This is a genomic window from Paenibacillus mesophilus (genome assembly GCF_005938385.1).
In the GTDB taxonomy this organism is placed as follows: Bacteria; Bacillota; Bacilli; order Paenibacillales; family NBRC-103111; genus Paenibacillus_AB; species Paenibacillus_AB mesophilus.
Window position 1 is genome coordinate 209310 of the sequence record NZ_VCRA01000010.1, and the last position, 24752, is coordinate 234061.

17 protein-coding genes are annotated in these 24752 nt (G+C 54.2%); 16 read left to right on the forward strand and 1 reads right to left on the reverse strand.

The window, feature by feature from the left end:
- Positions 1 to 252 precede the first annotated feature (252 nt).
- The 16 genes from FE783_RS19545 to FE783_RS19620 all read left to right on the forward strand — a co-directional run bounded on the left by FE783_RS19545 (position 253) and on the right by FE783_RS19620 (position 24134).
- Positions 253 to 1587 carry a hemolysin family protein gene (locus tag FE783_RS19545; RefSeq protein ID WP_238403158.1) on the forward strand — a complete coding sequence of 445 codons (1335 nt, stop codon included), beginning with the start codon at positions 253 to 255 and terminating at the stop codon, positions 1585 to 1587.
- A gap of 156 nt (positions 1588 to 1743) precedes the next feature.
- Entirely contained in the window at positions 1744 to 3855 is a 2112-nt protein-coding gene (locus tag FE783_RS19550) for a multicopper oxidase family protein (protein WP_138881064.1), read from the forward strand.
- 142 nt (positions 3856 to 3997) lie between these two features.
- Positions 3998 to 5665: a PhoX family protein gene (locus FE783_RS19555; protein WP_138881139.1), complete on the forward strand. Its 1668-nt coding sequence runs from the start codon at positions 3998 to 4000 to the stop codon at positions 5663 to 5665.
- A 608-nt stretch (positions 5666 to 6273) separates the two neighbouring features.
- Positions 6274 to 8511: a helix-turn-helix domain-containing protein gene (locus FE783_RS19560; protein WP_158301911.1), complete on the forward strand. Its 2238-nt coding sequence runs from the start codon at positions 6274 to 6276 to the stop codon at positions 8509 to 8511.
- Between the two features lie 243 nt (positions 8512 to 8754).
- The gene (locus tag FE783_RS19565; RefSeq protein ID WP_238403159.1) at positions 8755 to 9687 is read left to right on the forward strand and encodes an ABC transporter permease; all 933 of its coding nucleotides are present in this window, start codon (positions 8755 to 8757) and stop codon (positions 9685 to 9687) included.
- Positions 9681 to 10586, forward strand: a complete 906-nt coding sequence (locus tag FE783_RS19570; RefSeq protein ID WP_238403160.1) for a carbohydrate ABC transporter permease — start codon at positions 9681 to 9683, stop codon at positions 10584 to 10586. Before FE783_RS19565 ends, FE783_RS19570 begins: the two co-directional genes overlap by 7 nt.
- Before the next feature lie 26 nt (positions 10587 to 10612).
- Entirely contained in the window at positions 10613 to 12184 is a 1572-nt protein-coding gene (locus FE783_RS19575) for an extracellular solute-binding protein (protein ID WP_138881067.1), read from the forward strand.
- Between the two features lie 3 nt (positions 12185 to 12187).
- Positions 12188 to 13336: a GNAT family N-acetyltransferase gene (locus FE783_RS19580; RefSeq protein ID WP_138881068.1), complete on the forward strand. Its 1149-nt coding sequence runs from the start codon at positions 12188 to 12190 to the stop codon at positions 13334 to 13336.
- 15 nt (positions 13337 to 13351) lie between these two features.
- The gene (locus tag FE783_RS19585) at positions 13352 to 14440 is read left to right on the forward strand and encodes a sialidase family protein (protein WP_138881069.1); all 1089 of its coding nucleotides are present in this window, start codon (positions 13352 to 13354) and stop codon (positions 14438 to 14440) included.
- A gap of 223 nt (positions 14441 to 14663) precedes the next feature.
- Complete coding sequence (locus FE783_RS19590; protein WP_158301912.1) at positions 14664 to 16961, forward strand: helix-turn-helix domain-containing protein; 2298 nt, start codon at positions 14664 to 14666, stop codon at positions 16959 to 16961.
- Between the two features lie 188 nt (positions 16962 to 17149).
- On the forward strand, positions 17150 to 18781 hold the full coding sequence (locus tag FE783_RS19595) for an extracellular solute-binding protein (protein WP_138881071.1): 1632 nt from the start codon (positions 17150 to 17152) through the stop codon (positions 18779 to 18781).
- Between the two features lie 239 nt (positions 18782 to 19020).
- Entirely contained in the window at positions 19021 to 19875 is an 855-nt protein-coding gene (locus FE783_RS19600) for an ABC transporter permease (RefSeq protein ID WP_238403166.1), read from the forward strand.
- A gap of 15 nt (positions 19876 to 19890) precedes the next feature.
- Positions 19891 to 20769 carry a carbohydrate ABC transporter permease gene (locus FE783_RS19605; protein ID WP_138881073.1) on the forward strand — a complete coding sequence of 293 codons (879 nt, stop codon included), beginning with the start codon at positions 19891 to 19893 and terminating at the stop codon, positions 20767 to 20769.
- 150 nt (positions 20770 to 20919) lie between these two features.
- On the forward strand, positions 20920 to 22362 hold the full coding sequence (locus tag FE783_RS19610) for a glycosyltransferase family 39 protein (RefSeq protein ID WP_158301913.1): 1443 nt from the start codon (positions 20920 to 20922) through the stop codon (positions 22360 to 22362).
- 3 nt (positions 22363 to 22365) lie between these two features.
- Positions 22366 to 23073, forward strand: coding sequence for a response regulator transcription factor (locus FE783_RS19615; RefSeq protein WP_138881075.1), 708 nt, complete (start codon positions 22366 to 22368; stop codon positions 23071 to 23073).
- The gene (locus tag FE783_RS19620; protein ID WP_238403161.1) at positions 23070 to 24134 is read left to right on the forward strand and encodes a sensor histidine kinase; all 1065 of its coding nucleotides are present in this window, start codon (positions 23070 to 23072) and stop codon (positions 24132 to 24134) included. Before FE783_RS19615 ends, FE783_RS19620 begins: the two co-directional genes overlap by 4 nt.
- Positions 24135 to 24244: 110 nt before the next feature.
- Here the strand turns inward: FE783_RS19620 and FE783_RS19625 are convergent, their stop codons facing one another.
- A complete protein-coding gene (locus FE783_RS19625) occupies positions 24245 to 24508 on the reverse strand; it encodes a hypothetical protein (RefSeq protein ID WP_138881077.1) in 264 nt (87 codons plus the stop codon).
- Positions 24509 to 24752: the final 244 nt, after the last annotated feature.

The window sequence follows — 24752 nt, forward strand, 5'->3', positions numbered from 1 at the left end:
CCGCCAAACCGATTTTGCAGCCTTCCGACGCGCTTTACAAAAAATCAATTGTTATGTTAAGCAGTAAACGCGAATAAAGATTAAATAATAAACTGTTTTCGGCGAATTATCTGACATTTTGTAGCCAAATGGTCCAATAAGACCCCGTGCGAACCTTTGATCTTCACTGACGTTCCTTTATAATAGAAGACATAGTTTATTCTCAAGGGAGGTGTACCTGTCCGCCTCAAGGTAAGGCGGGTAGGAAATTATTTGGATAGTGACCCTGGTCCGATAATCCTGAATTTGTCCTTGGCGTTAATTTTGGTGTTGCTGAACGGTTTTTTTGTAGCCGTGGAATTTGCCATGGTGAAAGCGAGAAGCAGCCGTATCGATGCTTTGGCCCTGGAGGGAAATATTAGGGCGAAATTCGCGAGCCGGATTCTGGGCAACATGAACGCCTATTTATCCGCTTGCCAGCTTGGCATTACGCTTACGTCTCTCGTTCTCGGTTGGTTGGGCGAGCCGACGATCGCGCGCATTATCGAGCCTATTCTGAGCAGAATGGGCATGCCGGACAGTATCATTCATATTATTGCCTTTATTATCGGATTTACTATCGTTACCTCGTTTCATATTACGGTCGGGGAGCAAGTGCCCAAGACGTACGCGATCCGCAAATCGGAAGCGGTCACGTTATGGTCCGCGATCCCGATGATAGTGTTTTTCAAGATCATGTATCCGTTCATCTGGGTTTTGAACGGCGCTTCCAACTGGATGCTCCGCAAATCCGGAATCGAGCCGGAATCCGAGCACGACGCGGTGCATACCGAAGAAGAAATTCGTCTTCTTGTCAAGGAAAGCCATAAAGGCGGCTTTATTGACAACACGGAGTTGACGCTCGTGGACAACGTGTTCGAGTTCACCGAAACCGTCGCGAGAGAAATCATGATTCCCCGTACGGAGCTTGCTTGCCTGTACGCGGATCGATCCTTCGAAGAAAACATGGAAATCGCCACTACGGAAATGCGGACACGTTATCCGGTGTGCGACCCTGATAAAGATAATATAATCGGATTTATCCACATCAAAGATATACTGAAATCGAGAGACGGTCTCGACACGATCCGTTCGATCGTCCGACCGATTATGAGCATCCCGGAATCGATGCCGATCAGCGCATTGCTGAAGATGATGCAGAAAAAACGGACGGAAGTCGCCCTGTTGATCGACGAATACGGCGGCACATCCGGTCTCGTGACGATGGAGGACATTTTGGAGGAGCTTGTCGGGGAAATTCATGACGAGTTCGACGAAGAGAGACCGAGCATCGAGAAAAAAGACGAACATACGCACTCCGTAGACGGTCTGCTTCACATCGAAGAGTTCAACGACTATTTCGGTTTGGATATCGAAACGGATGATTACGATACAATCGGCGGATGGGTATACTCGCAAGTGGAAATTCCGCCCAAGAAAAATCAACGCGTTGCATTCAAAGGCTATGAAATGATTGTAGAAGAAGTCGACCATATGCGCGTCTCGCGATTGGTCGTCCGCAAGACGGCCGAAGATAGCGAGGATGAGGTCGTGTCGGTCGTATCTTGATAGCGTTAAAAGTAAGCAGCTTGTGCTCCGGCACAGGCTGTTTTTTTGTTCCCCCGACCGAAGGCCGGGCGGCGCTATAACCTGCGACGGTGTCGGCCCGCTTGGCCGGAGAGGTAAAATGAAATCGCCAAAACCAATCCGAGGGGGAATGGAAGTTTGTACGGAATCGTTGTATCGATAGAGCTCGCGGCGGTGCTGCTGCTGCTTATCTTATCGTGGATAGCGGGGGGCAAAGCTTCGAAGCTCGTGTTTCACGGCTCGATCGATCGGCTTCGCATCCGGTCGCGCAAGCTGTTATGGTGGGCGGCATACGTCTCGGCGGCAGTCTGTGCGGTCGTAAGCTGCGTTGCTTTATTGGCCGTCCGAATGGAGCCGATATTTTGGATAGACCGGGCGGCGCTCCACATACCGCTTGTTGGGGTACCCGTGTTATTCGTCTGGTTCTCCTCCGTGCCGAAGCTTATGAACTTGTACAAGGATACGAAGAAGGAAGCGGACGGGCCCGTGAATGGCACGCTTCGCAGCCGGGCTTCGCAGGCTAGTCTTGTTGCGCCGTTTCAACTACTGGCGCTAGGGGCACTGACGACTTTCTATTTCGTACTGGTGCCTCCGGTTCCGTTTGAATGGCTTAATGTCGCGATCCCGGTGAGTTTATTTGCTATCCTGTGCTTCGCGTTATGGACGTTACACCGTAGGCGCTCGGAGAGAGCGGGCCGTTCTGACACCGCTCTAAAGCTGCGATCCTGGCCGGTTCGCGCATTGCGCAATGTTGGCGTACTGGTCATAGCTTCAGCCGTAGCCGCACCGTTTTTTATATCGGCGATGAACGCCAGCCGTTTACCGGAGGAGCTGGATATGGGAACCGGAGTGGCGGACTACGGCGGGGGAGTGATCCCTGCTGGCGGAGGGCACCTCGATCATACTGCTCATGCTGCGGGAAAACCGGCTGCGACGTCCGCTTCGACGGTTTCCGTTACCCAATTGACGGGGCCGCGAACGGGGAAGCCGGATCGGCAGTACACGCTGACAGCCGAGAAGAAGACGGTCCGGCTAAGCTCGGGCAAGGAAGTGGACGCCTGGACTTACAACGGGCAAATTCCGGGCCCCGAGCTCCGCATGAAGGAAGGGGAGCTGGTCGAAGTGACGCTGATCAATAAAGATATCGAAGATGGCGTCACGATCCACTGGCACGGCCTCGACGTTCCGAATGCCGAGGATGGGGTAGCCGGTGCAACCCAAAACGCCGTTATGCCCGGGGAAACGTATACGTACCGCTTTCTAGCCGAACAGGTCGGCACGTTCTGGTATCATTCGCATCAGCATTCCAAAGAGGCGGTTCAGAAAGGACTGTTCGGCGCGCTTATCGTAGAGCCGAGGCAGCCGCAGGCGAAAGATCTGAAGGATATTACGGTCCTTACTCATATGTGGAGAGGGGCGGGCTTCGCCATAGGCTCGTCCGATACGGTCGAGCGCATGACCGTTGCTGCGGGAACGCCGGTCCGGCTTCGGCTGATCAATACGGACGATTGGGTACGCCAGACATACACATTGATCGGAACCGAATATCAAGTGGCCGCCATCGACGGAACGGACCTGAACAAACCCGGAACTTTGCGGTATACTCGGCTCGGGCTGCTGACCGGAGGGCGGTATGACGTCACGTTCACGATGCCTGACGGTCCGGTATTTCTGAGTGTGGGAGAAGGAAAGAAGCTGGGACTGTTCATGAGTCCGGACGGATCGGGGGACCTTCCTTCCTCCCCGCCTACGGTGCCGTTCGAGCCGCAGCATTACGGGAGTCCCGCGCCTACCCCATTCGATGCGGATAGCCGGTTCGACCGGGAATTTACGATGATATTGGACAATAAGCTCGGCTTCTACAATGGGGTATTCTCTTCCTACGATACGATTAACGGAGCGGTTTTCCCGAATACGCCGATGTTCGTCGTGCGGGAAGGCGATCTGGTCAAGACGACCATCGTCAATCGGGGCTCGGTGGACCATCCGATGCATTTGCACGGCCACCATATGCTTGTCCTGTCGCGCAGCGGCGAACGGGTATCCGGAAGTCCATGGTGGTCGGATACGCTCGATGTGGCCCCGGGCGAAACGTACGAGGTCGCGTTCCGCGCCGACAACCCCGGCATATGGATGGATCATTGTCACAATTTGCAGCATGCCGCAGCCGGGATGACGATGCATTTGATGTATGAGGGCGTTACGACTCCGTTTACGGTCGGAAGCGCGACAAGCAATCATCCCGAATAAAGCCTTTACAACTTCTTCAAATGGGCGAAACATTCCGATTACACTTCTGAGGTATTGTTGTCCTAAAGACAACCTGGCGTGATGTCGGCGTACGCTTTGCCGCCGTATTCGCCTAGTATGGGAGGAATGTTTCGTGGGGAAAATGATCAACCGACGCACGTTTTTGTCGTATATGGGAACGGGAGCCGCCGCTCTGGCCGCCGCATCGGCCGGGCTCGGCATACTGGAAGGCAAAGTTTCCGCGGCATCGCCTACGGCGGACCATCTGTTCGGCTACAAGACGAATAAAGTAAGCGGCTACTTCCAGCCGATCGAGCCTTCGAAGGAAGATTTGCTGCTGCTTCCGAAAGGATACAAGTACGACGTAGTCGCCGCTTTCGACGATGTGATCAACCAAGCCGGCGAGAAATTCGGGCAAGGCTCCGACTACAATGCCTTCTTCCCGATCAACGGCTCCAATACGCGCGGTTTGCTCGTAAACAACCATGAATATACGAACATTTTCTCGATCGGACCGATCGCCGACAATGGCAGATGGACGGACGAACAAATCCAGAAAGATTTGTACTACCAAGGAATGTCCGTGATCGAGGTATATCAGGACTTCGACGGCTCGTGGAAAATGGATACCGGCTCGCAGTACGCGCGCCGCATTAACGGCTACAGCCCGTTCGAGCTGACCGGCCCGGCCCGATCGACGACGGCGGTAGGCGGGGCCTCTTCCGCGAAGGGCACGTTCGCCAACTGCTCCGGAGGCGTTACGTTCTGGAAAACGGTACTGTCCTGCGAGGAGAACTTCTCGGAGACGGCCGAGCGTGCCGGACTCGAGCTTACGCATTACGGCTGGGTCGTCGAGATCGACCCGTTTGACGGCTCATACGCGAAGAAGCATACCGCATTGGGACGTTTCAATCATGAGAATACGGCGATGGGCTTGACTGCGGACGGCCGCGTCGTCGTCTATATGGGCGACGACAAGAAGGATGCCTGCGTATACAAATTCGTCAGCTCCGGCAAGTACGTCGAATCGCTGGGCCGTGCCAACTCGGCTTTGCTGGAAGACGGCACGCTTTATGTAGCGAACCTGAAGTCGGGCAAATGGGTGCCGGTTACGTATGAGGCTATCGCCAAGCTGCTCTCGAATACGGGCTTTAAAGCGCCGGCCGGTGTCAAAGGAACGCGGGAAGAGCTGCTCGCCAAATTCAAAAATCAAGGCGACGTCGTAACGAACTGCCACGAAGCGGCGCTGCTCGTAGGCGGCACGCCGACCGACCGCCCGGAAGACATCGAGATTTCCCCGTTCGACAATACGGTATTTATAAGCCACACGAACAACGATACGCACGGCAACATTCACGGGCATATTACCCGCATCTTCGAGAAAGACGACGATCTCGGGGCAACCGAGTTCGACTTCGAAATTTTTATCGCCGGAGGACGTCAATCGGGCTTCAGCTCGCCGGACAATTTGGCGTTCGATTCGAGCGGCAACTTGTGGGTCGTTACGGACATCTCGTCGAGCAGCCATAACAAAGGCGTATACAAAACATTCATGAACAACGGACTGTTCGTCGTTCCGACACACGGTCCCGCCATGGCGCAAGCGATGCAATTCGCGTCGGCCCCCGTCGAGAGCGAGCTGACGGGCCCATACTTCACGCCGGACGAGAGCACGCTGTTCCTGTCCATCCAGCATCCGGGCGAGCTGACGACCGACCTGAGCAAGCCGACCAGCTTGTGGCCGCACCGTCCCGGCGACACGATCGCCCGCTGCGGGGTTGTGGCGATCAGCGGCTTTAAGCTTGGCTAAGATCTGCATGTGAATAAAGAGCCACGGAGATGCTTTCGTGGCTCTTTATTATGCGGAGGAACTAGTCTATCTTCTGCTGTGAATAAAAATGATAAAGAGAATAATGTAAATAGGTATCCCGACAAAGAGAGGCAGTCCTCTGTTTAGTTGATCCCAAGCGTCATTTCCGCCTCGCATGACTATCTCATTAATAACAAGAAGAATAACAGTAGTGAAGAATAATACAATATACAGTTTTATTGTCTTTTCTTTTCGCGAATTCTTTTTACATTCGGGGCAATGAACAGCACCTTTTGAATCCCGAACCATTCTGCATCCACAGAAACTGCATATCTCTTGTGTTTTATACACCGTGCATCTCTCTCCTATTTTTCGAAAATTCACCTAAATCACATCGTATCATAATCACCTTTATGCAATGTTTCCGTCTATATAGGGTCGAGAATATTTCTTTCTCTAATGGCTGTACACGAAAGTATCCGCCCGGTTCCGACCGTGCCGCGGATGCTTTTTTGCCGTTCATCTATGCTCGCCGCAGTCAGGCTGATACAATAAATACAAAGACGGATGGATCCTGCCATGAACAAGAAGAGGGGAGTACAGCTGCTATGAGCATAGAGAAATGGAGATATCCGGCGCGAACGAATCGGCTATATTTTCGCATTTTGTCGTACTTTTTGTTTCTGCTCGTTCCGACGCTGATCATCGGGGCGGGGATTTATGCCGCGAACGTGGCCATCTTCAAAGAGCAGACGATCGATAAAATAAGCTCGAATCTGATCTCCTCCTCCAAATCGATCGACAACGTGCTGCGGACGACCGAGCAGACCGGCATGAACTTTCTGATGAACGATACGGTGCAGCGGTATTTGGTCCCCTATAGCCAGCAAAGCGTCGACGAGAGAGAGAAAACATCGAGCATTATCAAGTGGCTCGCGTCCAACCGCAATATCGTGAGTCCGTATATCGACGACATGTTCGTCTATACCGACAGCGACTGGGTATACAAAAGCGACGGGATGGAGAGCTTTCATTCGTTCTTTACCCAATTCAGCCGTTTCGCCGATTACGGGGATCGGTATTGGGCGGATTTGCTGCGAAGCGATTTCTCCTTGCGCGTGCTGGAACCGACGGAGGTTCGCAAATCATTCAAGGACGGGAGCGAGCGAGTCGTCCCCTTTGTGCTGAGCCAGTACATTGCCGGTAACCGTGTCGTCCTGGTCGCGACCGTATCCGCTTCCAAAATCGATCAGTTCCTGATCCAGAATCGGGTGGTCGGTTCCAGCGCTTTCCTCGTAACCGATCAAAATCACCGGGTCGTCGCCGGCTCGTCCGAAATGCTTCAGCCTTCCGTCGTGAAGCTTCTGACCGACGCGATGAGCGATACGGATAACGGCAATGCGGAACTCAAGCTGGATAAGCGTCCTTCAGTCGTCACTGTATACCGGTCGGAGTACGGCTGGAACTATTATTCGATTACGCCGACAACGGAATATACGAGTTTAGCGAGCGGCATTTTATCTTTGATCAAGTGGATGTCGGTCATCCTGATCGTGCTCGGCATCGTATTCTCTTTCATATTCAGCAACAAGCTGTACAATCCGATCCGGAATTTGATCGATGCCCAGCATCGAAGGGAGAAGTTTTCCGGCGAGTTTCTGGAGAATGCCTTTACTTACGTCCTGAACGGCAACCGGCTAAGCAAGCATGAGGCGCTCATGCAGGAAATCGGCTTCGAGAATGGACAATATGTGTGCGTCGGCATCAAGTTTCATTTCAAGGACGCGTTCTATCAAGACATTCAGGACACGGATCGGCTTCTCGTTCTGGAGAGCATGAAGAAGATCATTCAAGGCATTCTGCAGCGGCATGTGTCCGCTTATGTAATCGACGTCCAGAAAAACTTATATGCGGCCATGGTCAATCTCAAAGAAGAAAAGGACCGCTCCGCGCTTGATCAAGCGCTCGCGCTTCTGATGGAGACGTTCAACTACGACACGAAATATTGCAGACTCGTCGTGGGCGTAGGGAGAATATACGAGCATATCGGAGATCTGGCCAAATCATACGGCGATTCCAGAATCGCACTGGCCAAGGCTGACGAGAAGATCGATTGCCAGATTATTGATGCCTCCCGGTTCCCTCTCGAGCAATATTACCAGTTCGGATTCGTGGAGGAACGAAAAGTGCTCAATGCCCTGCGCAGCGGCGATATGACGGTGCTGGAGGCGGAGATCCGCGCGATCGTCGATGTGAACCTGGAGAAAGGCACGTCCCACTGGTATATGAATTTGCTGCTGGTCGAGCTGTACAATATCGGGGTGAAATTCCTGATGGAGAAGGGCATCAGTCCGGAGCGCATGTTGACGGAAAGCGACCATCAGATTCTGGTGGGCAAGTCGTCTCAACTGCTGGACTTGCAGGAGCATCTTGCGCTGCTGCTGCGCTTCTGCCGGGAGATCGTCGAGTCGGCGACGACGCAGGAAGATAACAAAGCGGCCAAGATCGTCATCCGGATGATCGATTACATCGACGCCAACTATATGAACGATCTGTACTTGGAGCAAGTCGCTTCGGAAATGAATTTGTCCGCGAAGTATATTTCCAAGCTGTTCAAGGAATCGACCGGGACGAACTTGACCGAATATATCAGCATCAAACGGATCGCGGAAGCGAAGAAGCTGCTTATGTCGACGGCGATGAAGAACGACGAAATCGCGGAGAAGGTCGGCATCGTAAGCCGCTCCACTTTTTTCCGGCTGTTCAAAAAATATGAGGGCATCACCCCTCAAGATTATAGAAAAATGCTGCAGGACGGCATCGTTTCGGAAGAAGAGCCGATTTGAGACTGTGAAGGAAAACTGAGACTGAAGCCTGCGGCGGGAAATTGGGACTGTTTCCGGCACACTGGCAATAGAAAAGGGCAAGGCGTGCGGCTATGCTGAGGGGGAACGGAAATACGGCGCCGCCGATACGGAAGGAGGAGCAGAACGCGACGGGCCTATTGCCGGGAAAATAGAGAATCGGGTTCTTCCATAAAGAACCAACTCGATCTCTCGTGTGTGATTAACGGAATGGAGGACAGGAAGGTGGACAGCACACATCTTGCCGGAATACGTACCCGCAATTGGAAGAGGCAGCTGAACAGAAGCAAGTATTTGTACGCCATGTTTGCTTTGCCTGCCGTATACTTTGTATTGTTTCATTTTATCCCGATTTTCGGCAATGTCATCGCATTTCAAAATTACAACGTCTTCAGCGGCTTTATCAAAAGCCCGTGGGTCGGCTTCGACCATTTCAAGGTGTTTCTGTCCGACCCGTATTTCTGGAAGCTTGTGCGCAATACGCTCATGCTCAATTTGTACGGACTCGTCTTCAATTTTCCCGCGCCGATCGTGCTGGCGCTTCTGTTGAACGAGCTTCGTGCCAAGTATTTCAAAAGACTGGTGCAATCGGTAGCTTATTTGCCCCATTTCCTGTCCACGGTTGTCGTCTCCGGCATGATCGTCAATTTCCTGGCCGTCGACGGCATGCTGAACCGGCTGATCGAATGGTTCGGGGGCGAGCAGGTGCAGTTTCTGATCCAGCCTTCGTGGTTTCGGACGATCTATACCGCTTCGGACATCTGGCAGCAGATCGGCTGGGGCACGATCATTTATTTGGCCGCCTTGACCGGCGTAGACCCGCAGCTGTACGAAGCGGCGAGAATGGACGGAGCGAATCGGTGGAAGCAAATGGTTCACGTTACACTGCCGAGCTTGATTCCGGTTATTACAATTATGTTCCTGCTCTCGATCGGCAATTCTCTCTCCGTAGGCTATGAGAAAATATTGCTGCTCTATAACGGCGCCACGTACGAGACGGCTGATGTCATTCAGACATACGTGTATCGCAGAGGCTTGCTCGGAAGCGATCTGAGCTTTGCCGCGGCAGTAGGAGTGTTCCAGTCGGTCGTAGCGTATATACTCGTCATCGGCGCGAACCGGCTGACCAAATCGCTGGGCGGAACGAGCCTATGGTAAGGAACGGTGGTGCATCGATGTCCCGCTTCGGCAAAAGAAACGTTTCGGTATTCGATCTGGTCAACATTCTGATTATGATCGGCGTCATATTCGTCATGCTGTATCCGCTGTATTACATGGCGATCGTCTCGATCAGCGCAGGGGGAGCCGTTACGCGCGGGGAGGTCGGGTTCTACCCGATCGATATGACGTGGAAGGCGTACGAAATCGTCTTCTCCAGCGCTCCGATCGTGCAAGCGTATCAGAATACGCTGCTGTACACGACAGTCGGCGTGGCGATCAATTTGGCGATGACGGCGCTTTGCGCCTACCCGTTGTCCCGAAGCCACTTTTACGGCAAAAACGTGTTCGCTCTATTGATCGTATTCACGATGTTTTTCGACGGAGGGATGATTCCCCGCTATTTGGTAGTCGACAGCCTCGGCCTGCTCAACTCCTTGTGGGCGATCGTGCTGCCGCCGGCGATCAACGTCTTCTATATGGTCATGATGCGGACCTTCTTCCAGGCGATTCCCGACGCTCTGATCGAATCGGCACAAATGGACGGGGCGAACGATTTCAAGGTGTTCCGGACGATCGTGCTGCCGCTCTCGGCGCCGCTGATGGCGACGATGACGTTGTTCTACGCCGTCGGGCATTGGAACAGCTTCTTCTCCGCACTCATTTATTTGAACGAAAGCAGCAAATTCCCGATTCAGATGATCTTGCGCAATATCGTCATTCAGGGCGATATGTCGGCTCAATCAACGGAGCTCAGCGGAGTAATGGGTATGCTGGTGGTCGACCAAAACATTAAATACGCGGTCGTCATCATCGCCATTTTGCCTATTCTGGTGCTATATCCGTTCCTGCAAAAATATTTCGTCAAAGGATCGATGGTCGGTTCGCTGAAAGGTTAAACGAGATAAGCAGAAGGGGTGTTACTATGGCTGCAAAGAAACGGTTATATCCGGTGGCGCTCAGCGTCTTGCTGCCCGCCATAGCGGTGATGTCCGCTTGTTCTTCCTCGAACGGGACGCAGAAATCGACGGATGGGGGCGCCGCATCCGACAAAGGGCGGGAGCCGCGAACGATTACGGTCATGAGAAGCGACAGCTCGATCCAGCCCGTCCTGAAGGACTCGCCGGCGCTCAAGCAAATTTTGGCCAAAACGAACTTCAAAGTCAATATGGAGGGCGTACCGAGCAGCGATTACGAAGCGAAGAAAAAGACTTTGATCGCCACAAACAATATCCCGGACGTCATCCATGTGACGCGCACCGATATTACGACTTATGCGAGTACCGGGATATTCCTGAATTTGACCCCGTACCTCGACAAGTACGCGCCTAACTTGAAGAAAAGGCTGGAAGGCGACCCGGAAGCGAACAAATTGAAGATCGACGGCAATTTTTACGGCTTTCCGATCATGGCCAATAAAGCGGTGGCGGCCAACGTAGGCAACTTCCCGATGATCCGCGCCGATATTTTGCAGGAGCTGAACTTGAAGGCGCCGACTACGTTCGAGGAGCTGTACGAGGTGCTGAAGGCGGTCAAGAAGGCGTACCCGGATTCGTATCCGTGGACGATGCGCAGCGGCTCGCAGTACAACTTGCGTTTTCTGGCGTATGCGTTCGGCAGCGGCTTCTCCATCTACTACGAGCCGAAGCAGGATAAATTCATATACGGCCCGACCCGTCCGGAGTTCAAGGAAGTGATCACGTATTTGGCCAAGCTGTATAAGGAGAAGCTGCTCGACCCCAACTTTACGAACTTGACGGCGCAGCAATGGCAGCAAAATTTGAGCTCGGGCAAATCGCTGTTTTTCTATGACAACTACACGTTCGCCGTCAACTTCAACGCCGCGCTGCAGCAGGTCAATCCGAAGGCGAAATTCGATATGCTGCCGATCTTCAAGGACGCGGCCGGCAACAAACGGAACTATATGGACAATCCGTCCAGCTTCAATTCCTACGCGATCAGCAGTAAGGTGAAAAATCCGGAGGAAATCGTCAAAATGTTCGACTGGATGTATTCCGACGAAGGCGCGGATATTACGAACTTCGGCGTGCCCGGCGAGCATTTCACAAGGTCCGGGGACAAGGTGACGATCAGCAAAGGCTTGATCGACCAGTTCAAGGATAAGCAGGACCCGTACCGGGCGATGCAATCGTTCTTGGGAACCGGGCTGCTCGCCTTCAGCACGTTCACCGACGATACGCCGATGCTGACCATATCTCCGCCGGAGCTAAAGCAATGGTCGGATACCGTCAAGCAGCAGAAGGACCGCAAGGAAGTCGTCGAGAAGCCGCTCGATCCGCCGTTCAACGAGGAGGAGCGGGAGAAGCTGAAGCAGCTGAATTCGAAGGTTGACACCGTCGTCACGCAAAATATCGACAAGTTCATTCTCGGCAGCCGTCCGCTCAGCGAGCTTGACGCTTTCGCGAAAGAGGTAGCGGCTAGCGGGGCGACCGAGATCGAGGACATTTACAATGCCGCATGGAAACGGATGAAATAACCTATGGATATTCGTTTGTTGACAAACGGCGATATTCAGGAAGCGATCGGGCTGGTCGATCGGACGTTTCGCAACGACGACCGCCCGTCGCTTGCGGTGTCGTCGCCCAAAGTGTTCTCCGGCAGTCTGGGGCAGGCGGTTGGCGGGTATGTGGAGGGAAAGCTCGTCTCGTTCGCCGGATTGGTCCCGTCGATCGTACGGGTCGGGGAAGCGCGGCTGCTGGTGTATTCGTACGGGGCGGTATGCACCGATCCCGACTTCAGGGGCAGAGGCTGCGCCAGTCTCATATTGGACTATGCGAAACGGCATATCGACAAAGCCGGCGCCTCTCTGCTGCTCGTCTCGGGCAATCGATCCTTGTACACGGACGCTGGCTGCCACCGGTTCGGCGCGTTTCGTAAGCATACGCTGTCGGTGGACGGCGCGGAGGCGTTCGCTTCCCGGCTGGCTCCGGGAGTGAGGTGCAGGGCGGCGGACTTGGCGGATTGGTTCCGTCTGCGGGAGCTTTCGGCGGGCATAGATGTGCGTTACGAGCGGAGCGTATGGGACTTGGCGGATTTGCATGCCGCCGCCGCGGTAACGTCAATGCAGCGGATGGAGCAGACGACACTGATCGCCGAGCGGAACGGGAAGGCCGTCGCGTTCTGCGTACTGGCCCTTAAGCGCGACGGAGTCGATTACGGAGCCCGCAACAGCTATGTGCTCGAATGGGCGGGCCCGGCAGTGGACGTATGCGCGATCGTGCAGTATGCCCTCGCGAATGGGCTGGCGGACAAACTGGACATCACCGTCGGCTGGCAGGAGAGGGAGATGGAGAGGCTGCTGGATGGGATCGGTACGGCCGCGGACGAAGATAATTCGGGCACCGTCCATATCGTGAGCCCGGCCAGATTGTTCGAGCAGCTTCGTCCGAATTGGGAGCGAACTGCCGGCGCCGGAGGTGAAGTGCCGACAGTTCGGGGCCGGCCGGACGGCTCCTGGTCCGTTGCGATTGGCAGTCGTGAAAGCGAAGCTTTGGATTTGGCGTCGCTGACTGCGCTGCTGTTCGATCACGAGCCGGAGGGACCGGCGTCGGACCGTGAATGGCGCGATGCGGCAGCCCGATTCCTGCCTGTTCCGTTTCCCTATACGAAAGGCTTGAACTACGTGTAATGGAGGAGTGCGCTCGTGAAGACGGTTATTGTATATAAAGAAGCGGGCCGGTACGCGGGCTGGCCAGCCAACTACGGCATATGGTCGTGGGGCGACGAGATCGTAGTCGGCTACACACTTGGTTATCATAGTACGGAGGGCGGGTTTCACGCCCGCGACAAGACGAGGCCCTTCGTCGCCATGCAGGCGCGCAGTATGGACGGAGGGGAAAGCTGGAAATCGGTCGAGACGCCGGTTCGCACCCCGGGCAACAAAGGATTGTCGGCGGGAGAGCATTCCGCATCGCAGACGGGGGAGACGGACGGGGGGAGCGAGCCTGTCCCCGTAGAGCGGCCGATCGACTTCGCCCACCCGGATTTCGCCTTGATGTGCGCGAGGCAGGATTTGACGGGAGGGTCGCGATCGTGGTTCTACACGTCGCACGACCGCTGCCATTCCTGGGAAGGGCCGTTTGCGCTGCCGATGATGGGGCAGATCGGGCTGGCGGCACGCACCGACTATCTCGTGTCCGGCCCGGACGAATGCCTGTTTTTCCTTACGGCGCCTACGGCGGAAGGAACGGAGACGGGCAGCCGCGTATTTTGCGCACGGACGCCGGACGGCGGCCGGACGTTCGAATTTGTTTCATGGATCGGTCCCGAATCCGGCAATGGTTTCACGATTATGCCGGCCAGCGTCCGGCTGTCGGATACCGACATTTTGGTCGCGACGCGCGAGCGCAGAGTGGGCGACAACAATGTGGCGGCGAATTGGATCGATCTGTACCGCTCGTCCGACAATGGGGCCACTTGGGCTTATGTCGGTCGTCCGGTGGCCGACACGGGGCATGGCGGCAATCCGCCGACGCTGACCCGGCTCCACGACGGCCGCATCTGCATGACTTACGCTTACCGGAATGCGCCCTACGGCATGAGAGCCAAGCTGAGCTCCGACAATGGGCTCACCTGGGGCGAAGAAATCATCCTGAATGCCGAGGCGGGCAGCCACGATATCGGTTATCCGCGTACGGTGCTTCGTGACGACGGGACGCTCGTGATCGTCTACTATTACAACGACGAGTTGGGTGGAGCGTGTTATCTCGCCGCCACATTGTGGAAGCCTTAAACGTTTTGAACAAAGAAGCATCCTCCCTGGTTCCCGGTGAACCGAGCGGCGGGTGCTTTTTTCGTTTTGGACTTAATTGACAGTGCGGAGATGGTTTGAAGAGGGGGGACAAATATGATAAACTTCAGTCCTGAAGATTGTTTAATTTTTAGAAAGCGTTTACAAAATTTGCTATTAATAAATTATGCATCGTCATCCATTTCCGAACGGGGAGGTCAGCCGCATGATTCGCCGCCGCAAAAGCGTATTTTTGACGCTGTTGTTATCGTATATCCTCATTCTGATTATACCGGTCACCGTGTCCGCCATCCTGTACACGAATATGGAGAACACGATGGTCCAGAACGCCAGCCGCTCCAACTTGGCGATGCTCGAGCAGGTGCGGCAGATCATGGACAATCATCTGCAGGAAATCGACCAGATGGCGGTCCAGATCGCCACGCATCCGAAGCTGCAGACGTTATGGACGATTGAGGAAAGCGAGAAATATATCCAGTACGAGGAAGCGGTCAGGTCGCTGCGCAACATTCGCAACGGGACCGGCTTTATCAACGACTTCTATATTCATTTGCGCAAAGGGGATATTATTTTGACCCCTTTTATCAAGACGGATGCGAACACGTTTTATACCAATCTGTATCCGTATGCGGACAAAAGTCTGGAGCAAGTCCGCGAGCAACTGCTGTCGGGCTATCATTTCAAAACGTTCTGGCCGGTTACCGGGATCAAAGATATTTCCACCACCAAGAACGTAATCCAATGCGCGGTATCGCTCCCGCTCGGGGAGAAGGAAAACGTCTGGGGCACGCTGATCATGAATATCGAGGATCAGCAGTTTTTCAATTTGCTGAAGCAAATCGAATGGGTCAACAGCGGTTCGATGTACATTATAGACGATAAAGGCCAAGTCCTTCTTTCGTCCAGCGGACGGTTTGACCTGCCTGCAGGATTAAGCGAGGAAATCGCCGCGGGAAGCGGCTATCAGTCATACAAAGCGGAAGGAACCGAAAGCATTCTGTCCCATACGACAGGTCAAAGCGGCTGGAAATACGTGTCGCTCGTACCGGAGAAGGTGGTACTGGAGCGGGTAAACGAAATCAAAGGATGGGCACTGTCGCTGCTCGGACTTGCCGTAGTTGTCGGGGCGATCGTCGCTTACTGGATGGCTTACCGGAGCTACAGCCCGATCCGCGATATGATGTTCGCCATCATGAACGGAAAGCATGCGGATAAGCCGGCGCTCGTCAACGAATACGAATTTATCAAAAATTCGATCGCCGAGACGCTCGCCGAAGGCCAGGAGATGCGGCAAAAGCTGGAAGGGCACATTCCCGTCGTACGCACCTATTTCTTGTCGCGGCTGTTGAAGGGCCAGGCGGATACGGCGTCGCTCAAGGAGCAGTCGCTCCAATTTATGGGCGTCCGCTTTCCGCACGATCATGTATGCGTCTTGCTCATCGAGGTGGACGAGAACAGCGAGTTTCTCGTCGACGGCAGCGAGCGGGAGTGGGCGCTTACCCGGTTTATTTTGTTCAATTTGAGCAGCGAGCTGATCGGGGACAGGGGTTATGTAACGGAAACGGACCGCAACCGGCTGGCGCTTCTGCTGAGCTTGCCGGATGCCTCGGAGCAATCGGCCCAGGAGCGCGACGATATCATTGTACAATTGAAGCGGCTTATCGAAGAACGGTTCCGGATGAGAATAGCGGTAGGCATCAGTTCGATCCGCTCGGGGCTGGCGGAGGCCGGACGGTGCTTCGAGGAGGCGCTCGACGCGCTCGATTACCGGATTATACACGGCGTGAGCTCGCTTATTCACTTCGAGAGGATACAGGACAAAGGCGGAACGTTCTATCACTATCCGATGGAAACGGAAGCCCAGCTCATGAATTATATCAAAAGCGGGGATTATAACAGTACGGCCGGGCTGCTGGACGAGCTGTACGAGCAAAATATCGTATCCCGCGGGATGACGCCGGAAATGGGCAAATGCTTGTTTTTCGATTTGCTCAGCACGATGCTGAAGGTGCTGAACGCGCTTAAGATCGACGAGCAGCAGCTGTTCGGATCCTCCGATCCGGTCAAAGCCATCGCGAACAGCTCGTCGGCGGAGTCGATGCTCCGCAAAATCAAAGAACTGTGCCAGATTGTTTGCGACAGCGTGAGGGAAGCGCGAACCGATCAGGGCGAGAGACTGAGTGTCCAGCTGAAGCAGTATATCGACGACCATTATGCGGATCACGGGCTGAGCCTGACTTCGATCGCCGATCACTTCGGCATGACGCCGCAATACGTGTCCGGTTTTTTCAAGAAGCAGAACGGCGAGAATTTGACGGACTATATGCTTGCGGTCCGAATACGCGAAGCGAAGAAAATGTTGGAAAATCCTGCGTTGACGGTCCTCCAGATCGCCCAGCAAGTCGGATATGCCACCGACATAGGGTTTATCCGCGTGTTCAAGAAGCATGAAGGAATAACGCCCGGGAAGTACCGGGAGATGCAAAACCAGGAGCAAGGATAGGCGCTGAAAGCCGCTCCTGGCACGGGATCTGAAGATCGGTTCGTCATGGTGAAAAACGGTTGGTGCCGGATGTGAAGTGCGGTTTGCGGTCTGGAAGAACGGACGGTAGGCAGCTTCCCCGGCATTTTCTATAGTTAAGGAGCGGGTACGACTCGCACAAGATTTTAATACGGAAGGGGTCATCGAATATGGTGAAAAATATGAAAGTGCTTACAACCACGGTGATTGCAACATCGATGCTGGCAGTATTAATCGCAGGCTGCGGCGGCAAAGAGGAGCCGAAGAAGGAAGCGGGAACGACTCCCGGCAATTCCGGCGGAGCGGCATCCTCGGCTGATGTGAAATATCCGGATTCGCTGACGTATTGGGTCAGCTTGAACGCGAACGCCGGCGCCACGATGAAAAGCTACGGTGAAATAGCCGCTTATAAAGAATTGGAGAAAAGGACTGGAACGAAGGTCGAATTCCAGCATCCGCCGACCGGACAGGAGAAAGACCAATTCAACCTGATGATCGCATCCGGTAAGCTGCCGGACGTCATCGAGTACACGTGGGGTTCCGCTCCGAAAGGCGCCGACAGCCTGATTAAAGAGAAGCGCATTATCCGACTGAACGAGCTGATCGAGAAAAACGCCCCGAACTTGACCAAGGTGCTGAAGGACAACCCGGAATTCCGCAAGCTGATTACGACTGACGAAGGAAATATTTACGTCATGCCGTTCCTGCTCGGCGACGAGATGCTTAAAGTCGTCCACGGTCCCGTGCTGCGCAAAGACTGGCTCGACAAATTGAATTTGAAGATGCCTACGACGTTATCCGAATGGGAGACCGTATTGACGGCGTTCCGCGATCAGGACCCGAACGGCAACAATAAGAAGGACGAAATTCCGTATTACTTCTCGATCGACGATTTGGACACCAACCATCTGTTCGTCGGAGCGTGGGGCATTGCATCAGGGTTCTACAACGAGAACGGCAAAATCAAATACGGCCCGATCGAGCCGCAGTTCAAAGAATTTTTGGCTACGATGGCCAAATGGTACAAAGACGGCTTGATCGACAAAGACTATGCGACTACCGACGCGAAGCTGAAAGACGCCAAAGTGACGAACAATCAGCTCGGCTCATTGTCCACGTACCCGGGCAGCGGCATTTCCAGGTATACGCTGCTGGCCAAATCGACTACTCCGAGCTTCCAGCTGGTAGGGGCTCCATATCCGGGCCTCAAGGCCGGAGACAAGCCGCTTGGCCAATATACGATGCCGTTTACGGGAGTCGGGGCGGCGATCTCCGCATCGGCCAAAAACCCTGAGCAAATTGTCAAATGGCTCGACTACAAGTACGGTCAAGAAGGACATCTGCTGTTCAACTTCGGCATTGAAGGCCAAAGCTACAAGATGGAGAACGGTTATCCGAAATATACCGATGTCATCATGAACAATCCGGATAAGCTGCCGATTACGCAAGCGATGGCGAAATATTTCATCGCAAGCTGGAGCGGCCCGATCGTTCAGGACAAACGCTACATCGAGCAATATTTCACGATGCCGGAGCAGCGTGAAGCCGCGCAAACTTGGGCGAAGGCCGAGCATTCGAAAACAATGCCGCCGATTACGCTGACCGCCGAAGAAAGCTCCAAAACGTCTTCGATCATGAACGACGTTAAAACGTATCGCGATGAAATGATCAACAAGTTCATCATGGGTTCGGAACCGATCGCAAACTTCGACAAATTCGTTGCAACGATCAAGAGCATGGGCATCGACGAAGCGATCAAAGCCCGTCAAGCCGCGCTCGACCGTTTCAATAACCGTAAGTAACATTCCATTGCCAGCTAGCCGGATCCGCGAGCATGGGCGCGAAGAATGGACATTCTCCGCGCCCGGCGGTTCCCTCATATCAAGCCCATAGATTCAAGAAATCAGACAGACAGGAGGGCTGCGTAATGTCCGTTGTGTTGAAGGAAAAGCCCGACGCTGCTTTGAAACCTTCGGTCGACAAAAACGCATTCAAGTATCGCGCCATCCGCGACTTGAAGCTTAATAAATATGTTTATTTGATGCTCATACCGGTAGTGGCCTACTATATCGTGTTTTATTATGTGCCGATGTACGGGCTGCAAATCGCTTTTAAAGATTTCTCCCCGGGGCTGGGCTTGTGGGAAAGTCCATGGGTCGGCTTTCAGCATTTCGAGAGCTTCTTCAACAGCTATTATTTTTGGCGGCTGCTGCGCAATACGCTGCTCCTCAGCTTCTACGAGCTTCTGTTCGGCTTCCCGGCCCCGATCATATTGGCTTTGCTGCTGAACGAGCTTCGCAGCGTCGTATTCAAACGGGCCGTGCAGACGATTACGTATATGCCTCATTTCATCTCCATCGTGGTCATTTCCGGGATGCTGGTCGATTTTCTGGCCCGGGACGGTCTGATCAACATCGTGCTGTCGTGGTTCGGCGTCGAACCGATCGCTTTCCTGGGGGAAAGCAGCTGGTTTAGGACGATTTTCGTTTCCTCGAACATTTGGCAAAGCGTCGGGTGGGGCTCGATCATTTACTTGTCGGCGATGTCCGCCATCGATCCGTCCCTTTACGAAGCCGCAAAGGTGGACGGGGCATCCCGTTGGAAGCAGACGATGCACATTACGCTTCCGGGAATTATGCCGACCGTAATTATCCTTCTCATTCTGCAGATCGGTACGCTCATGTCGGTAGGCACCGAAAAAATATTGTTGCTGTACAACAGTACGACTTACGAGACGGCCGATGTCATCGGAACGTTCGTATACCGCAAAGGGATTTTGGAGTCGGATTTCAGCTATAGCTCCGCGGTCGGCTTGTTCAATTCAGTCATTAACTTCATTTTGCTCATATCGGCCAATGCGATCAGCCGACGCACGAGCGATACGAAGCTTTGGTAAGGGGGGACGGAGCTCATGATCAAACGAAGCTTGGGAGAACGCGCATTCGACATAACGAATGTCATCCTCATGACCGGTTTGTCGGTCGTCACCATATATCCGTTCCTGTACGTCCTGTTCGCTTCCTTGAGCGACCCGGCATGGGTCGTGCAAATGCGGGGACTGATCTGGTTTCCGCACGGCATCAATCTGGAGTCGTATAAGCTCGTATTCGCGAATCCTTCGATATTGACCGGTTACGCCAATACGCTGTTCTACGTAGTAGTAGGTACGGCGCTCAACATTCTCATGACGTCATTGGGTGCTTATGCCTTATCGAGACAAAGCGTCATGTGGAAAAATCCGATCATGTTCCTGATCGTATTCACGATGTTTTTCAGCGGCGGTCTCATTCCGACGTACTTGCTCATCAACAACATAGGCTTGCTTGACAGCCGTTGGGCGTTGATCATCCCGAGCGCGATGAGCGCCTACAATCTGATCATCATGCGGACTTCGTTCCAAGGCATTCCGGTCAGTCTCGAGGAGTCGGCGAAGCTGGACGGCGCCAACGATTTCACGATTTTGTTCCGGGTCGTGCTGCCGCTGTCGATGCCGGTCGTCGCGGTCATGATTTTGTTCTATGGCGTCGGGCATTGGAACTCCTGGTTCCCCGCTCTCATCTATTTGCGGACGCGCGACTTATACCCGCTGCAGCTGATCCTGAGGGAAATCCTCATCACGAACAGCACCGATTCGATGATGACGGGCGTCGGCGGCGGCGACAAGATGCCGATCGGCGAGACGATCAAGTATGCGACGATCATCGTGGCGACGATCCCGATTTTGCTGCTGTACCCGTTCCTGCAGAAGTATTTTGTGAAAGGCGTCATGATCGGCGCGATCAAAGGCTAGCGGACGCGGCGGACATGGCGCGCAGCAACTTATCGGAGTACCGGGAAAGCCCCTTCGGGGGCTTTTTGCCGTTCTGCGAATTGATTTAAGACGGGGAAGGAAGGTAAGATGGAGGAGGACAACGATCGGTCCGGCAGGAGAGGAGAAAGCATGGAACTGTTCGCAAGAGGTCCGGGAGAACGGGTCTTATCCAGACTTCTGGGCATATTCGGCATCCTGTTGTTCGGTTGGATGCTTTGGTATTCGCATGCGAATGCCGCAACCCATTTCACTTCGGACTGGGTGGTCCCGCTGCTCGTGCTGGCGGCCGCTGTCTTGGTGCTGCTGCTCGGCAGTATACTCGGCCGCTATATAGGACCGAAGACGTTCGCGGCCGTGCTGCTGCTGCTTACCGCGGCGCTCCGTCTAGTCTGGATTGTGGCGATCGAGACGAAGCCGGTGTCCGACTTCTTCGATATGCATTCGGGAGCGCTAAGCGCAGCAAGAGGGGATTTCTCCTTCGGCACGAACGAGTACTTCACCCGCTGGGTCTATCAGCTCGGCTTCACCTTATACGAGTCGCTCGTCATCAAGCTGTTCGGCAGCTCCCTGATCGTTCTTCAGCTGTTCAATATTTTGTTTCAGATGGGTACCGCTGTCGTCCTGTACAAGTCGGCGGCCAAAGCGTTCGGCGAGAAGTGCGGGAGAGCCGCTGCGCTGCTGTATGCGGTCTACGTTCCGAATATTATTATGTGCTCGGTGCTGACAAACCAGCATATTTCCGTGTTCCTGTACTTTCTAGGCTTATATGTTCTCATTCGCAAAAGGTTCGTCGGCAAATACGATTGGCTGTTGATCGGACTGTGCTTCGGGGTCGGCAATCTGATGCGGCCGCTAGGCAGCTTCTTTTTGGTCGGGTTTGTTGCGTATATGGCGTTGTTCCTGCTCATGCCCCGCATCCGCGAACGGAGCTGGCCCGCTCTCGCCGCCAAATGCATCGGCGTTATCGCGGTATATTGGCTCGTCCAGCAGGCGGCGAGCTTTGCTCTCGTGCAGACGGGAGTTACGCCGTATCCGTTAGCGAACCGCGAGCCTTACTGGAAATTCATGATCGGCCTTAACCCCGCTACGGTCGGCGGCTGGTCGTACGACGATACGGTTTACGTGCTGCAATACCCGATCGGCGAGGAGCGGAACCGGGTCGAGCTGGAGCTGCTGAAGGAGCGTTTGGAGAACAAACGGCAAGTTGCCGCTCTGTTTGCAAGCAAGACGAAGGTGATGTGGGGCGCGGAAGATTCGGCTCCGATGTGGAGTTTGCCGGAGTTGGACCGGCCGTCGCTATATAAGCGGCTCGTCCAAGCCGAGCGGATCGAGTACATCCTACTCGCTTTTTTCGGCGTGGTCGCCATGACGGTTATCGCATGGCGCGGCGTTAGCGCCGAAGCGTCCTTCTTCCTGCTTCTATTGCTCGGCTATGCGGCGCTGCACGTTGTCATCGAAGTTCAGACCCGGTACCGGTTCGATATTTTTCCTTGCGTGATCATCCTGCAAAGCGTCGGCATATATGCGCTGCTTGGCCTATTCAGGCGCAAGGAACGAAAGAGAGGCGGATAGGCGTTGTACAAAATTATGATTGTTGAGGACGACGACAAAATCGCGGCGATACTCGGCGGTTATTTGGACAAATACGGATATGAGCCGGTTCGCGTTACGGATTACCGCAATGTGAAGCAGGCGTTCGTCGAGCTTGCGCCGCATTTGGCGATTCTCGACATCAACTTGCCCCAGTTCGACGGATTTTATTGGTGCCGGCAAATCCGTACGATCTCGAACGTGCCGATCTTGTTTCTATCCGCCCGGGTAGGCGAGATGGACCAGGTGATGGCGATCGAGAACGGCGGAGACGACTACATCACGAAGCCGTTCCACCTCGAAGTCGTGATGGCCAAAATCAAAAGCACGCTGCGCCGGGCTTACGGCGAATACGCGTCCGTGCAGCAAACGATGACGGACATGATCGATATGGAAGGGTTGACGCTCGACCGGAGCAAAGGGACGCTCGAATGGAACGGGCGGAGAACGGACTTGAGCCGCAATGAAGCGAAGCTGGCCGAGGTGCTGATGCGGCAGGCGGGGCATATTGCGACGAGAGAGCAGCTGCTCGAAGCGCTCTGGGACGATGTGACGTTCGTGGACGACAATACGCTCACCGTCAACGTCACGAGGGTGCGCAGGAAGCTGGAGGAGATCGGAATCGACCGGGCGATCGATACGGTTCGCGGGCAAGGCTACCGATTGCTCGTCACGTGGAGGGACGCGCCTTGAAATTCAAACATTTCGCAGCGGACCGGATCGGCTACTTGGCCGTTTACTTGGCGAATCTGCTGCTTGTGGTGTTGGTCGTCGAGCTGGACCTGCTCGGGCAGCATGTATCCTTAAGCCGGGACAATATGCTCTACATCGCGCTGCTGTCCGTCGTCGGGATTACGCTTTATTTGGTTGTCGACTATATCCGCAGCCGTCCGTTCCGTCGGCAGCTCGACCGCCTGAGCGCTTCCGATGCGGAGCTGGAAGACGCGCTGCTGCTGCACGGTGCCGTGACGCGGGAACAGCAGGCGATGCAGCGTATCGCGGTGGACAGCTACCGGAAATATATCGAGCGGCTGGATCATTACAAGCATCAGCAGGAGCACCATCAAACGTTCGTCCGCCAGTGGGTTCATCAGATGAAGACGCCGGTATCCGTGATCGATCTGCTCGTCCAGCAGGCGGACCAGAGCGGCGGGGAACAGACGAAGGCGCTGCTCGCCAGCATTCAGGAGGAGAACGAACGGCTCGCGCACGGCTTGGATATGATGCTGCATACGGCCAGGCTGGAGAAGTTCGAGCTCGATCTTCACATCAAAAGGGTGGAGCTGATCCAGGCGGTGCGAAGCGTCATTAACGAGCACAAGAAGGCGTGCATCCGGTATCGCATTTTCCCGAAGATCGAGACGGACGCCGATGCGGTATGGGCGGAAACCGACGAGAAATGGATCGTATTCGTGCTGAACCAGCTCGTGACGAACGCGATCAAATATTCGAAGCCGAAGGAAGGCGTCAAGACGCTGAACGTGTCGATCCGGGAAACGGAAGGCGAATGCAGAATGATCGTGAAGGATGAAGGCATCGGGAACGCCGAGCAAGATTTACCGCGCATATTCGACGCTTTCTTTACCGGAGAGAACGGGAGACGCGTGGCGGAATCGACCGGGATGGGGCTTTATTTGGCCAAGCAGGTGTGCAGCCGGCTGGGACATCGGCTCGAGGTATCGTCCGTGCTCGGAGAAGGAACGTCGGTGACGTTGATCGTTCCGCGGCAGGCGGGGATTCATGCGCTGCACTGAATGAAGCGGGGGCAGCCGTTGATGGACAAAAAAAGAGGGCGGATGCCCTCTTCGGAGTTGCTCCCCTCAGGAACTGTCACGTAATAACGAATCTATTACGTGACAGTTCCTTACTCGGGAAGCAGCCCGCTGTCTTGGATTTCCCGGTGAATTTCATCGGTGAAGCGATCCAGGCAGTTGCAAAAATAGTCTCTGCGGCAGATCGGGCAAGGTACGGTAAGGAGTCTTGTGATGTTGCTGATTTTCCAGTCGGGATTTTTGTCGTAAAAAATCCGGCACTTTGATTTGTCGGCAAAGGTGACCAAAAACTGGAAATGCCCCAGCTTTTCGTTGGAATCCGATTGTTGAAGGTCGGTTACATAAAATTGTTGCATGTTATCACCCTACAATTCGTATGGTCTAGACGGAACGATTAATAGTATACCATATTTACATGCTGTGCAAACGGAATCTTTGCCAACTCGCGTACATAACCGCGAGTTATTTGCCGTAACGAATATGACAACATTGTAAGGTTCGCTCCGCCGATTGAAAGCTTTATCGATAGAGGCCGGCCGGGTCGTTCGGGTAAACTGGAAACAAGAAGCGGGTTCGACACATCAAGTCAAATGGAGGAAC